This window comes from Streptomyces sp. NPDC058221, assembly GCF_042882365.1.
GTDB lineage: Bacteria > Actinomycetota > Actinomycetes > Streptomycetales > Streptomycetaceae > Streptomyces.
This window is the reverse complement of sequence record NZ_JBHVWF010000116.1, coordinates 15,562-27,852: the sequence shown is the minus strand read 5'-3', so window position 1 is coordinate 27,852 and position 12,291 is coordinate 15,562. Positions and strand designations below refer to the sequence as shown.

Below are 12,291 nucleotides of genomic sequence, written 5' to 3'. Positions count from 1 at the left end.
TTTCCCTTTCCGGAGAGTCCGACTCTATCAGATCCTTTCGGGCCTGATTCCCAGTCAGTGGGGCTTGTCCTCCCGGCCGTTGGGCCGTTCCGACGAGTGAGACATTAGCCGAATCGAGGGCCTCGACGCTAATCGGGGTCACGTTCCTTCGAACGCCGATTCCTCATTTCGCAAATGCGCACGCAGAGGCAGGCGACAGCTGTCGCTCGCTCGTTGTGGTTACTGCGGAATGGCTGTCCGGGGACCGACCGGGGTCGGCGCTCACGTCGGACAACTCGGAGCACACTACGGATGCGACTCGGGCGTGTCAACCCCGGGTTCCAGCGGGGCGTGATGGAAGGCCTGGCGGTAGTCGCGCGGGCTTGTGGACAGGTGGGTCGCGAAGTGCTGGCGCATGGTGATCTCGCTGCCGAAGCCGGTGCGGCGGGCGACCTCGGGCAGGGGCAGGTCGGTGCGTTCCAGGAGCTTCTGAGCTGCGGCGACGCGCTGGGTGATCAGCCAGCGCAAGGGAGCGGAGCCGGTGGTCGCCCGGAAGTGGCGGGCGAAGGAGCGCGGCGACATACCGGCCCGCGCGGCGAGGCCGGACACCGTGTGCGGTTCGGCCAGATGAGTCAGGGCGAAGGCCCGTACCGCGGCGAGGGTGTCTGCGTCGCGGTCGGTGCCCGGGGTGGGGTGCTCGATGAACTGGGCCTGGGTGCCGGTGCGGAACGGGGCGGTGACCATCGAACGCGCGATCGTCGCCGCGGCCTCCGCGCCTTCGGTCGTACGGACGAGGTGGAGGCAGAGATCGATGCCGGCTGCCGTGCCCGCGGACGTCCAGAGGTTGCCGTCGTGGACGAACAGGGCGTCGGGAACGACCGTCACTCCGGGGTGGTGGGTGCGCAGGAGGTCGGTGAGGTTCCAGTGGGTGACCGCGCGGCGGCCGTCCAGGAGACCTGCCTGGGCGAGCGTGAAGGCGCCTCCGCAGAGCGCGGCGATCGGGATATCGCGGGCGTGGGCGCTGCGAAGGGCTTCCAGGACCGGCTCGGGGGCCGGTGTCAGATGGTCGTCGAGGCCCGGGACGACGATCAGGTCCGCGCGGGCCAACCAGGCGAGCGTGCGGTCCGGGGTCAGCGAGAGGCCGCCGCGCAGCGGGACGGGATCGGGGGTGGCCGCGGTGCGGCGCAGGTCGAAGGGCGGGACATCCCGGTCGGTGCGGTCCACGCCCCAGATCTCCGTGATGACCGAGACGTCGAACGCGCGGATGCCCGGAAAGACGACGAGGGCGATCCGGGACGGGGCCGGCATCGGGATCGGGGTCGGGGTCGGGGTCGCGCGCCGGGTCGTGGGCATCGTGGCAGTAAACCATCGATCGATGGCTTTCCGACCTCTGGGCCACCGGGGCCCGGAGCGGCAGCATCGGGGCCATGGAAATCGCGGAGAACGCAGCGCTTGTCGTAGTGGATGTGCAGCAGGGGTTCGAGGAGGAGGAGTTCTGGGGGCCGCGGAACAATCCCGCGGCGGACGGGAACATCGCCGGGCTGATCGATGCCTGGCAGTCGAGCGGGCGCCCGGTCGTATTCGTACGGCATGACTCGCCCAAGCCGGGTTCGCCGCTGCGGGTGGGATATCCGGGGAACGACTTCAAGTCGTACGTGGCGGAGCGGCGCGGAAAGGGCAGCGGGCCCGAGCTGCTTCTGACGAAGAGCGTGAACTCGGCGTTCTACGGGACACCCGATCTGAATGCCTGGCTGCGCGCGGGCGGGGTACGGCAGGTCGTGGTGGCCGGGATCCAGACCAATATGTGCGCGGAGACGACCGCGCGCATGGCGGGGAACCTTGGGTACGAGGTGTTCTTCGCGTTCGATGCGACGTACACCTTTGACGGCGTCGGTCCGTGGGGGTGGACGCTCGGCGCGGAGGAGCTGGCCCGGGCCACCGCCGTGTCGCTGCACGGCGGTGGGTTCGCGAAGGTGGTGCGCAGTGCGGAGCTGGTCGCTGCCGCCGCGGAGTAGCTCAGCCGTTGCCGGAGGCGAGTTCGCGGCTGCGGTCGCGGGCGGCTTCGAGGGCCGCGATGAGGGCGGCGCGTACCCCGTGGTTCTCCAGTTCCCGGATGGCGCTGATCGTGGTGCCTGCCGGGCTGGTGACTGCCTCGCGGAGCTTGACCGGGTGCTCGCCGCTGTCGCGGAGCATCACGGCGGCGCCGATGGCGGCCTGGACGATCAGATCGTGGGCCTGGGCGCGGGGCAGGCCCAGCAGGATGCCGGCGTCCGTCATCGCCTCGACCAGGAAGTAGAAGTACGCGGGGCCCGAGCCGGAGAGTGCGGTGGCCGCGTCCTGCTGGGACTCCGGGACGCGCAGGGTCTTGCCCACCCCGCCGAAGATCGCCTCGGCGGTGGCGAGGTGTCCGGTGGTGGCGTGGCTGCCCGCGGAGATGACGGACATGCCCTCGTCGACCAGGACAGGGGTGTTCGGCATGACGCGGACGACCGGGGTGCCCTCGGTGAGGCGGTCCTCGATGAAGGCGGTCGTGATGCCGGCCGCCGCGCTGATGACCAGTCGGTCGGCGGTGACGTGGCCGGAGAGCTCGTCGAGGAGGCGCCCCATGTCCTGGGGCTTGGCCGCGAGGATGAGGATGTCGGCGCGCTCGGCGGCCTCGGCGTTGCCGGCGGAGCCGACGCCGTAGCGGTTGCGGAGTTCCTCGGCGCGCTCGGAACGGCGGGTGGTGACCAGCAGGTTCGCCGGGCGCCACCCGGCCCGGATCATGCCGCTCAGCAGGGCCTCGCCGATCTTGCCGGTGCCGAGGACTGCGACTGTCTGGGTCATGCGGTTTCACCCTCCGGGCGGTGCTGGCGGTTCTCCGTACTCGTGGCCGCCATCCTCGCACCGGCCGGTCAGGTGGTGCGGCGGCGGAGGGTGGCGGCGCCGAGGGTGAGGACCAGCAGCGCGCAGCCGGCCACGATCAGGACGTCGCGGATGAAGTTGCCGGTGATGTCGGTGTGCCGGAGGACCTCGTTCATGCCGTCGACGGCGTACGACATGGGCAGGACGTTCGAGATCGCTTCGAGCACGGGTGCCATCCGGTCCCTGGCGATGAACAGTCCGCAGAGCAGGAGCTGCGGGAAGATCACGGCCGGCATGAACTGGACGGCCTGGAACTCGGAGGCCGCGAAGGCCGAGACGAACAGGCCGAGCGCCGTGCCGAGCAGGGCGTCGAGCAGGGCGACCAGGAGCAGCAGCCACGGGGACCCGGTGACGTCCAGGCCGAGCGCCCACACCGACAGGCCCGTGGCCAGGAGCGACTGGACCACGGCGACGGCACCGAACGCGAGGGCGTAGCCGGCGATCAGATCGCCCTTGCCCAGCGGCATGGCGAGAAGGCGTTCGAGAGTGCCCGAGGTGCGTTCGCGCAGGGTGGCGATCGAGGTCACCAGGAACATTGTGATCAGCGGGAAGATGCCGAGCAGTGAGGCTCCGATGGAGTCGAAGGTCCTGGGGCTGCCGTCGAAGACGTACCGCAGCAGCGTGATCATCACGACCGGGATGAGCAGCAGCAGTCCGATGGTGCGCGGGTCGTGGGTCAGCTGGCGCAGGACGCGGGCAGCGGTGGCGAGGGTACGGGCGATGCTCAGGGGGGAGGTGCCGCCGGTCGCTCGGGGTGGTGCCGGGGCCGGGGCCTGCGGGCTCGTCGTGCTCATCGGGCGTTCTCCTGACGGGTGGCGGCCGCGTCGACCAGGTGGAGGAAGGCTTCTTCGACGGTCTGGGTGCGGGAGGCGGCGCGCAGTGCCTCGGGGGTGTCGTCGGCGAGGATCTCGCCCTCGCGCATCAGCAGCAGCCGGTGGCAGCGCTCCGCCTCGTCCATCACGTGGGAGGAGACGAGAAGGGTGGTGCCGCGGTCGGCCGCGAGGCTGTGGAAGAGGTTCCACAGATCGCGTCGCAGCACCGGGTCCAGGCCGACGGTGGGTTCGTCGAGGACCAGGAGTTCGGGGGTGCCGAGCAGCGCCACGGCGAGGGAGACGCGGGTGCGCTGGCCGCCGGAGAGCGTGCCGGCGAGGGCGTCGGCGTGGCTGGTCAGGTCGACCTCGGTGATGGCGCGGGTGACCGCTTCGCGGCGGGCGTCCCGGTGCCGGCGGCCCGGCTGGAGGATCGCCGCGAAGTAGTCGAGGTTCTGCCGGACGGTGAGGTCGGTGTAGACGGACGGCGCCTGGGTGACGTAGCCGATCCGCGGGCGGAGGGTGGGGTGGCCCGCGGGGCTGCCCAGGACGTCGAGGGTGCCGGTGACCTTGGCCTGGGTGCCGACGACGGCTCGCATCAGGGTGGATTTCCCGCAGCCCGACGGGCCGAGGAGCCCGGTGATCCTGCCCGGCTCGACGGTGAAGCCGAGGTCTTTCAGGACGGTGCGGTTGCCTCGTACGACGGTGAGGCCGCGGGCCTCGATGGCGACGCCCGAAGAATTCATCATGCGATGAATTTTGTCTCGGTGGAGTGCTGCCGTCAAGGCGTCCAGGACCTCACCGCCGTACCGGTTCAGCGGACGGCCACGCTCAGATCGACGACGTAGGCCTCCTCCACCACGCCGTCCGGGAAGTGCGGCGCGAGGTGCTCGCGTTCCTCGGCGAGGAAGCGCCGGGCGGGCTCGTCGCCGATGACCAGGAAGGCCGAGTGACTGCCGAGGTTGGCCAGATGCGTGGCCAGCGGGACGCGCCGGGTCCAGGGCACGCGGCGGTGCACGAACGTGAGCCCGGACGGCAGATCGCGGGCGGGCACGGGCGAGCCATGGGCACCGGTGCTCGCGGGCGCGGGCCCCGTCGTCGCTGTCGCCCCCGTCGTCGCTGCCGTCGCTTCGGGGCCGGCCACCTCGGGCATCTCGGCGGCGAAGAAACGGCGCAGCCGCACGTCCTGTTCGGCGATCCAGCCGACCGCGGGGTCCGCGACGTTCCACCACAGGGCGAGCGCGCCGCCCGGCCGCAGCACACGCACGGCCTCTGGGGCGGAGCGGGCCGGATCGGTCCAGTGCCAGGACTGGGCGTATGTGATCAGGTCGGCCGTGGCTGTGGCGAACGGGAGGCGGTTGCCGTCGCCCCGTACCAGCGGGACGTCCGGCAGGGTCCGTCGCAGTTCCGCCGCCATGCCCGGGCCGGGCTCCACCGCGACGACGCCGGCGCCGCGGTCATGCAGGCGGCGGGTCGAGATGCCGGTGCCCGCGCCGATGTCGAGGACGCGGCAGCCCCGCAGCGGGCGGCCCGTGAGCTCCTCGACGGCGTCCAGGAGGGCTTCCGGGTAACCGGGGCGGGCCGCGCCGTACTGGGCGGCGGCACGGTCGAACGACAGGGCGCGCGGGGGTGGTGTGGGCGAGGGGCGCGGGGACGGGCCGGCGCCCGTGGAGTCCGTGACATCCGTAGGGGTCATGCCGCCATGGTGGCCTCGGCGCGGCTGCCGGAGCCAGGCACGCGTCGTCGCGTCCCCGGGCCGTGTCGCCGGGACCTGTCCCCCCGCCGTCCCGGGGGCGGAGGCCTGCCCCGCTGTCCGGGGGTGCTTGCGGGCGTGTGGACCGGGCCTGCACCGCGCGGAGCCCGGGACCCGGGCGCGCTACTTGCGGCGGGTCTTCTTCGCCTTGGCCGTCTTGCGTGCTGCCGGGTTCCCGGTCCGGGCGGACCGGCGCTTCGCGAACCGGACCTGGGCCGCTTCGTACTCCGCGCGCCGGAGCTTCTCGCCCGGCGCCTCGGTGAACGTACGGATGAAGTAGGCGATCAGCGAGCCGATGAAGCCGATGGTCTTGAGGCCGCGCAGATTGTCCTCGCGGGCGGGGTCGGCCGGGCGGCTGCTGAAGCCCTCCCACGTCTTGCGGAAGGCGATCGCGCTGCAGATGGCGAACATCAGGACCACCAGGATGCCGACGAAACTGCCGACGTCGGCGATCTCCAGGCCCTGGTAGGCGAACCGCAGCACGTAGCAGGAGGCGACCGCCGCGGCGAGCGAGCCGACGGCGGCCCCGACGCGGCGCAGACCGTAGTTGCCGTCGTGGGCGACCCAGGTCGTGCCGAAGAAGCGGAGGGGCTCGGGCTGCGGACCGGGGGCGGTCGCGGTGGCACCGGCGGGCGTCGTCGCGGACTCGGTGGTGCCGGGCGCGATGTCGTCGGGGGTCTCGCTGTTCTCGCTCACAAGGCCGATTGTCCCAGGGCCGGGGCGGTGGCGCTGCGCCCGCTCCTGTGGGGGAACGGGCACAGCGGCCGTCGCGCGTCAGCCGCAGTGGCTCCACGGGCTCGTGTACGCGTACGTACCGTCGCCCTTTTCGATCAAGCCGCCCCACTTCACGCAGTGGCTGCCGGCGGCGAGCCGGACCGGGCCCGCGTACGAGGAGTACGTTCCCTGGTCCTTGACCTGCTCCTTTCCGTCCCCGTCGACGTCGAGCCAGGCGCCGGTGGTCAGCGCTTCGCCCTCGGTGGCGGCGGCGTGGAAGGTGACCACGCAGTTGAACTTGGTGCTCGCGTTGTAGAGCAGGTAGACGCGGGCCAGTTCGACCGACGCGTCCTTGAACACGTGCGAGTCGATCTGGGTGTACCCGGATCCGCAGACGCCGGCCGGAGTGGCGGCGGCCGGCGTGGGTGCGGCAGGAGCCGCACCCGCCGGGGCCGCGCCCAGAGCCGCGAGGGCGGTGACGGCTGACGCGATGACTACTGAGCTGCGTACGGACGTGCGCATACTCCCCCAATCATGGTCATACATGGCAAGGGTGCGAGCTTATTGCGATCGACCGGTCACACGGAGTCGTACTCGGGCCACGGCGGGGCCGCAAACGCGTCCGGCCCCTCGCGAGAGGGGCCGGACGGTGGAAGGGGGGCGCGTGACGGGTGTCAGCCGAGCTTGGAGACGTCGCGGACGGCGCCGCGGTCCGCGCTCGTCGCCATGGCCGCGTAGGCGCGCAGCGCCGCCGAGACCTTGCGGTCGCGGTCCTTCGGCGCGTACACGCCGTTCAGCGCGGCACGGCGGGTGGTCAGCTCGTCGTCGGGGACGAGGAGATCGATCGAGCGGTTCGGGATGTCGATCCGGATCCGGTCGCCGTCCTCGACGAGCGCGATCGTGCCGCCCGACGCCGCCTCGGGCGAGGCGTGGCCGATGGACAGGCCCGACGTGCCGCCGGAGAAGCGGCCGTCGGTGACCAGCGCGCAGGTCTTGCCCAGGCCACGGCCCTTGAGGAAGGAGGTCGGGTAGAGCATCTCCTGCATGCCGGGACCGCCGCGCGGGCCCTCGTAACGGATGACGACCACGTCGCCGTGCGTGATCTCCTTGCGGAGGATCTTGTCGACGGCATCCTCCTGCGATTCGCAGACGACCGCCGGGCCCTCGAAGGTCCAGATCGACTCGTCGACGCCGGCCGTCTTCACGACGCAGCCGTCCACGGCGAGGTTCCCCTTGAGGACCGCGAGGCCGCCGTCCTTGGAGTACGCGTGCTCCAGGTCGCGGATGCAGCCGCCGGCCGCGTCCAGGTCGAGGGTCTCCCAGCGCTCGGACTGCGAGAAGGCGGTCGCGGAACGGACGCAGCCGGGGGCCGCGTGCCACAGCTCGACGGCCTCCGGGGACGGCGAGCCGCCGCGGATGTCCCAGTTCTTGAGCCACTCGGCGAGCGTGTCGGAGTGCACCGAGTGCACGTCCTCGTTGAGCAGACCGGCACGGTGGAGCTCACCGAGGATGGCGGGCATACCGCCGGCCCGGTGGACGTCCTCCATGTAATACGTGCCGCCGGGGGCCACGTTGGGGGCGACCTTGGAGAGGCAGGGGACCCGGCGCGAGACCTCGTTGATGTCGTCGAGGTCGTACGCCAGCTCGGCCTCCTGGGCGGCGGCCAGCAGGTGCAGGATCGTGTTGGTCGAGCCGCCCATGGCGATGTCCAGCGCCATCGCGTTGTCGAACGCGGCGCGGGTGCCGATGGCGCGCGGCAGGACCGTCTCGTCGTCCTGCTCGTAGTAGCGCTTGGTGATCTCCACGACCGTGCGTCCCGCATCCTCGTACAGCGCCTTGCGGGCGGTGTGCGTGGCGAGGACGGAGCCGTTGCCGGGGAGGGCGAGGCCGAGGACCTCGGTCAGGCAGTTCATCGAGTTGGCGGTGAACATGCCCGAACAGCTGCCGCAGGTCGGGCAGGCGTTCTCCTCGATACGGAGCATGTCCGTGTCCGAGATGCTCTCGTCGACCGCGTCACTGATGGCGTTGATCAGGTCGAGCTTGCGGACCGTGCCGTCGACGAGGGTGGCCTTGCCGGCCTCCATCGGACCGCCGGAGACGAAGACCGTGGGGATGTTCAGGCGCATCGCGGCCATCAGCATGCCGGGGGTGATCTTGTCGCAGTTCGAGATGCAGATCAGTGCGTCGGCGCAGTGCGCCTCGACCATGTACTCGACGGAGTCGGCGATCAGGTCACGGGACGGGAGGCTGTACAGCATCCCGGCGTGGCCCATCGCGATGCCGTCGTCGACCGCGATGGTGTTGAACTCGCGGGGCACCGCGCCTGCGGCCTTGATCGCGTCGGACACGATCCGGCCGACGGGGGCGAGGTGGGTGTGGCCCGGGACGAACTCCGTGAAGGAGTTGGCGACCGCGATGATCGGCTTGCCGATGTCCTCGCTCGCTACGCCCGAGGCCCGCATAAGGGCGCGGGCGCCCGCCATGTTGCGGCCGTGGGTGACAGTGCGGGACCTCAGCTGGGGCATCGTCTCTCGCTCCTTCGACTGAAAAGACTGGTTCCGAGCGTACGCCTCCGGTGCCAAGATCTGGACAGGGTGTCCGGGATCCGGGATCGGGGATCCCTGGGTGACGGGGCGGGGGCCTGCGGCGGGCTTCCCGTAACCGGGGCTCCGCCCCGGACCCCGAGCCTCAATCGCCGGAGGGGCTTGGATCCGTCAGGTAGCGCTGCAGCGTCGGGGCCACCATGGCGATGATTTTCTCCGGGGGCGCCGAGGCCAGGGGTTCTGCCTGGATCACGTACCGCAGCACCGCGATGCCCACCATGTGTGACGCGGCCAGTTCCGCGCGGAAGGTGGCGTCGGGGACGTCCAGCTGGTCGGCGATCCGGCCCAGCAGGCGTCGCAGTACGAAGACGCGCAGGACCTTCGCCGCCGCCTCGTGCGTCATGGCCGACCGCATGACGGCCAGCAGCGGGGCCCGGGAGACCGGGTTCTCCCATACGCCGATGAAGTAGCCGGCCAGCCGCTCCCCCAGGCCCTCCGTGCTGCTGCCGAGGATGTCCGGGATCACCAGCGCGGGCTCGAAGGAGAGCTCGATCGCGGCGGCGAACACCTCGTCCTTTGTACCGAAGTAGTGGTGGACCAGTGCCGCGTCCACACCGGCCGTCTTCGCGATGCCCCGGATCGACGTCTTGTCGTAGCCGCGCTCGGCGAAATCGGTGCGGGCGGCCTCCAGGATGCGGGTGCGGGCATCCGGGCCCGTCGTCGCGTCCGTGCGGGAGGGGCGGCCCCGGCGTCTGGGGGCCGGGCTTCCCGCACCCACGCTCATGAACGCGGCGCCCGGGCGGAGGACGGGGACGAGGCGAGGTGCAGCCGGGTGAAGGCCAGTGCCTCGGCGAGGTCGGCCTCGCGTTCCGCGGTGGACATCGCCCGGCGGGTGTTGACCTCGATGACCACATGGCCGTCGAAGCCGGTACGGGCCAGCCGCTCCAGCAGCTCCGCACAGGGCTGGTCGCCACGGCCGGGCACCAGGTGCTCGTCCTTGGCGGAACCCTTGCCGTCGGCGAGGTGGACGTGGGCCAGCCGGTCGCCCATGCGGTCGACCATGGCCATGCCGTCCGTACGGGCCGTGGCGGTGTGCGAGAGGTCCACGGTGAAGTGGCGGTAGTCGTCGTTGGTGACGTCCCAGTCGGGGGCGTACGCGAGCATCTCGCGGTCCCGGTAGCGCCACGGGTACATGTTCTCGACGGCGAACCGCACATCGGTCTCATCGGCCATGCGCCAGATCCCGGTGACGAAGTCGCGGGCGTACTGCCGCTGCCAGCGGAACGGCGGGTGGACCACGACCGTCGAGGCACCCAGCTTCTCGGCGGCGGCGCGGGCCCGCTGGAGCTTGACCCACGGGTCGGTGGACCAGACGCGCTGGGTGATCAGCAGACAGGGGGCGTGAACGGCCAGTATCGGCACCTGGTGGTAGTCCGAGAGCCGGCGCAGGGCCTCGATGTCCTGGCTGACCGGATCGGTCCAGACCATGACCTCGACGCCGTCGTACCCCAGGCGCGCGGCGATCTCGAAGGCCGTCGCCGTCGACTCCGGATAGACGGAGGCCGTCGACAGGGCGACCTTCGCATCCGGGACGCGCACCACTGGTTCTGCCACGCAGACAGCGTACGGGCCGAGGTGCGCGGCGCCGAGAGAGCCCGGCGGAAAGTGAGAAGGGCCATGGCCCTCCCGCACCCGTCCGCGGCGGCCGTCAGGCCAGGGCCGCGGCTTCCTGCGCCGGCAGATGGTCCAGGCGGCGCAGGATGACGCCCTCACGCAGCGCCCAGGGGCAGATCTCCAGTTCCTCGACGCCCAGGAGGTCCATCGCGCCCTCCGCGACCAGGGCCCCGGCCAGCAGCTGGGCGGCCCGTCCGTCGGAGACGCCGGGGAGGTTCCCGCGCTCCTCGATCGTCATCGCGGCGAGCTTCGGCACCCACTCCTCCAGCGCCTTGCGGCTGAGGGAGCGCTGCACGTACAGGCCCTCGGTGGAGCGGGCGGCGCCCGCGATCCTGGCGAGCTGCTTGAAGGTCTTGGACGTGGCGACGATGTGGTCGGGGCGGCCGAAGCGGGTGAACTCGCCGACGCTGCGGGCGATCCTCGCCCGTACGTGCCGGCGCAGCGCCTTCACCTCCGCAGGGTCCGGCGGATCGCCCGGCAGCCAGCCGGCCGTGAGGCGTCCGGCACCGAGCGGCAGCGACACCGCGGCGTCCGGTTCCTCGTCGATGCCGTACGCGATCTCCAGCGAGCCCCCGCCGATGTCCAGGACCAGCAGCTTGCCCGCCGACCAGCCGAACCAGCGCCGGGCGGCGAGGAAGGTGAGCCGGGCCTCCTCCGCACCGCTGAGGACGGCGAGATCGATGCCCGTCTCGTCGCGCACCCGGGCCAGCACCGTGTCCGCGTTGCTCGCTTCGCGTACCGCGGAGGTGGCGAACGCGAGCACGTCCTCGCAGCCCTTGTCCTCGGCGGCCTGGAGCGCGTCGGCGATCGTCGCCACCAGCCGGTCCACGCCGACCGGGCCGATCGCCCCGTCCCCGTCGAGGAGTTCGGCCAGGCGCAGCTCCGCCTTGTGCGAGTGCGCGGGCAGCGGGCGGGCGCCGGGGTGGGCGTCCACCACCAGCAGATGAACCGTGTTCGACCCCACGTCGAGGACTCCGAGTCTCATGCGCAGAACGCTACTGCTGCTGCGGACTTACTCTGGGCGCGTGCCAAAGACGAAAAAGGCGAAGCCGGGCAAAGTCACTGAGAAGAAGAAAACGAAGCAGGAGATGCAGCAGCCGGAAACAAAGGGACCCGACGGGTCCGACGAGACGGGGATCGACTTCGCACGGGCCTGGGTGGAGTTCCCGGACCCGGCCGACGACGAGCAGGTCTTCCGCTGCGATCTGACCTGGCTGACGTCCAGGTGGAGCTGCATCTTCGGCAGTGGCTGCCAGGGCATCCAGGCCGGTCGCGCGGACGACGGGTGCTGCACGCTGGGCGCCCACTTCTCGGACGAGGACGACGAGAAGCGGGTGGCCGAGAACGTCGCCCGGCTGACCCCGGACCTGTGGCAGTTCCACGACGTGGGTACGGATTCGGGCTGGGTCCAGACCGACGACGACGGGGAGCGCCAGACGCGGCGCTGGGAGGGCTCGTGCATCTTCCAGAACCGGCCCGGCTTCGCTGCCGGGGCGGGCTGTTCGCTGCACATCCTGGCCCTGCGCGAGGGCAAGGAGCCCCTGGAGACCAAGCCCGACGTGTGCTGGCAGCTGCCGGTCCGGCGTACGTACGACTGGATCGACCGGCCCGACGACACGCGCGTGCTCCAGGTGACGATCGGCGAGTACGACCGCAGGGGCTGGGGCCCCGGCGGTCATGACCTGCACTGGTGGTGCACGTCGGCGACGTCGGCGCACGGAGCCGGTGAGCCGGTGTACGTGTCCTACCGGCCCGAGCTGACCGAGCTGATGGGCAAGGAGGCGTACGACCGGCTGGCCGGGCTGTGCGAGGAGCGGCTCTCCTCGCTGCTGCCGATGGCACCGCACCCGGCCGACCCGAAGTAGTTCCGGGCCGGGCCGGCGTACGTCCGGCTGCCGGGCCGGGGACCGGGCTG

13 protein-coding genes are annotated in these 12,291 nt (G+C 71.4%); 2 read left to right on the top strand and 11 right to left on the bottom strand.

From position 1 onward, the window contains the following. Positions 1-285: 285 nt before the first annotated feature. Positions 286-1,287: a GlxA family transcriptional regulator gene (locus tag ACFVW8_RS29175; protein WP_389695154.1), complete on the bottom strand. Its 1,002-nt coding sequence runs from the start codon at positions 1,285-1,287 to the stop codon at positions 286-288. Between the two features lie 119 nt (positions 1,288-1,406). Between ACFVW8_RS29175 and ACFVW8_RS29170 the strand changes: the two genes are divergently transcribed. Then, the gene (locus tag ACFVW8_RS29170; protein WP_389695150.1) at positions 1,407-1,994 is read left to right on the top strand and encodes a cysteine hydrolase family protein; all 588 of its coding nucleotides are present in this window, start codon (positions 1,407-1,409) and stop codon (positions 1,992-1,994) included. A 1-nt stretch (position 1,995) separates the two neighbouring features. Here ACFVW8_RS29170 and proC read toward each other — a convergent pair whose 3' ends face one another. The 10 genes from proC to ACFVW8_RS29120 all read right to left on the bottom strand — a co-directional run bounded on the left by proC (position 1,996) and on the right by ACFVW8_RS29120 (position 11,361). After that, positions 1,996-2,805, bottom strand: a complete 810-nt coding sequence (proC, locus tag ACFVW8_RS29165; protein ID WP_389695148.1) for a pyrroline-5-carboxylate reductase — start codon at positions 2,803-2,805, stop codon at positions 1,996-1,998. Between the two features lie 68 nt (positions 2,806-2,873). Continuing rightward, positions 2,874-3,677, bottom strand: a complete 804-nt coding sequence (locus ACFVW8_RS29160) for an ABC transporter permease (RefSeq protein WP_389695146.1) — start codon at positions 3,675-3,677, stop codon at positions 2,874-2,876. Next, positions 3,674-4,441 carry an ABC transporter ATP-binding protein gene (locus tag ACFVW8_RS29155; protein ID WP_389695144.1) on the bottom strand — a complete coding sequence of 256 codons (768 nt, stop codon included), beginning with the start codon at positions 4,439-4,441 and terminating at the stop codon, positions 3,674-3,676. The genes ACFVW8_RS29160 and ACFVW8_RS29155 overlap by 4 nt, the downstream gene beginning before the upstream one ends. A 65-nt stretch (positions 4,442-4,506) precedes the next feature. Beyond that, positions 4,507-5,388 (bottom strand): class I SAM-dependent methyltransferase, encoded by an 882-nt coding sequence (locus ACFVW8_RS29150; protein WP_389695142.1) that lies wholly within the window; start codon positions 5,386-5,388, stop codon positions 4,507-4,509. 180 nt (positions 5,389-5,568) lie between these two features. Then, the gene (locus ACFVW8_RS29145; protein WP_389695140.1) at positions 5,569-6,141 is read right to left on the bottom strand and encodes a hypothetical protein; all 573 of its coding nucleotides are present in this window, start codon (positions 6,139-6,141) and stop codon (positions 5,569-5,571) included. Between the two features lie 78 nt (positions 6,142-6,219). Further along, the gene (locus ACFVW8_RS29140) at positions 6,220-6,681 is read right to left on the bottom strand and encodes an acetyltransferase (RefSeq protein ID WP_389695138.1); all 462 of its coding nucleotides are present in this window, start codon (positions 6,679-6,681) and stop codon (positions 6,220-6,222) included. Positions 6,682-6,833: 152 nt separating this feature from the next. Then, positions 6,834-8,684 (bottom strand): dihydroxy-acid dehydratase, encoded by a 1,851-nt coding sequence (gene ilvD, locus ACFVW8_RS29135; protein WP_389695137.1) that lies wholly within the window; start codon positions 8,682-8,684, stop codon positions 6,834-6,836. A gap of 163 nt (positions 8,685-8,847) precedes the next feature. Then, a complete protein-coding gene (locus ACFVW8_RS29130; RefSeq protein ID WP_389695135.1) occupies positions 8,848-9,486 on the bottom strand; it encodes a TetR family transcriptional regulator in 639 nt (212 codons plus the stop codon). Further along, positions 9,483-10,316, bottom strand: coding sequence for a sugar phosphate isomerase/epimerase family protein (locus tag ACFVW8_RS29125; protein ID WP_389695133.1), 834 nt, complete (start codon positions 10,314-10,316; stop codon positions 9,483-9,485). Before ACFVW8_RS29125 ends, ACFVW8_RS29130 begins: the two co-directional genes overlap by 4 nt. Before the next feature lie 94 nt (positions 10,317-10,410). Continuing rightward, on the bottom strand, positions 10,411-11,361 hold the full coding sequence (locus tag ACFVW8_RS29120) for a Ppx/GppA family phosphatase (RefSeq protein WP_389695131.1): 951 nt from the start codon (positions 11,359-11,361) through the stop codon (positions 10,411-10,413). A 40-nt stretch (positions 11,362-11,401) separates the two neighbouring features. Here ACFVW8_RS29120 and ACFVW8_RS29115 point away from each other — a divergent pair, with 40 nt between their 5' ends. Continuing rightward, entirely contained in the window at positions 11,402-12,241 is an 840-nt protein-coding gene (locus ACFVW8_RS29115; RefSeq protein ID WP_389695129.1) for a hypothetical protein, read from the top strand. Positions 12,242-12,291 lie beyond the last annotated feature (50 nt).

What these genes read in the sequence shown, in the direction of transcription:
- ACFVW8_RS29175 (WP_389695154.1), bottom strand. Translation starts at nt 1,287, where the DNA reads ATGCCGGCCCCGTCCCGGATCGCCCTCGTCGTCTTTCCGGGCATCCGC.
- ACFVW8_RS29170 (WP_389695150.1), top strand. Translation starts at nt 1,407, where the DNA reads ATGGAAATCGCGGAGAACGCAGCGCTTGTCGTAGTGGATGTGCAGCAG.
- proC (WP_389695148.1), bottom strand. Translation starts at nt 2,805, where the DNA reads ATGACCCAGACAGTCGCAGTCCTCGGCACCGGCAAGATCGGCGAGGCC.
- ACFVW8_RS29160 (WP_389695146.1), bottom strand. Translation starts at nt 3,677, where the DNA reads ATGAGCACGACGAGCCCGCAGGCCCCGGCCCCGGCACCACCCCGAGCG.
- ACFVW8_RS29155 (WP_389695144.1), bottom strand. Translation starts at nt 4,441, where the DNA reads ATGATGAATTCTTCGGGCGTCGCCATCGAGGCCCGCGGCCTCACCGTC.
- ACFVW8_RS29150 (WP_389695142.1), bottom strand. Translation starts at nt 5,388, where the DNA reads ATGACCCCTACGGATGTCACGGACTCCACGGGCGCCGGCCCGTCCCCG.
- ACFVW8_RS29140 (WP_389695138.1), bottom strand. Translation starts at nt 6,681, where the DNA reads ATGCGCACGTCCGTACGCAGCTCAGTAGTCATCGCGTCAGCCGTCACC.
- ilvD (WP_389695137.1), bottom strand. Translation starts at nt 8,684, where the DNA reads ATGCCCCAGCTGAGGTCCCGCACTGTCACCCACGGCCGCAACATGGCG.
- ACFVW8_RS29130 (WP_389695135.1), bottom strand. Translation starts at nt 9,486, where the DNA reads ATGAGCGTGGGTGCGGGAAGCCCGGCCCCCAGACGCCGGGGCCGCCCC.
- ACFVW8_RS29120 (WP_389695131.1), bottom strand. Translation starts at nt 11,361, where the DNA reads ATGAGACTCGGAGTCCTCGACGTGGGGTCGAACACGGTTCATCTGCTG.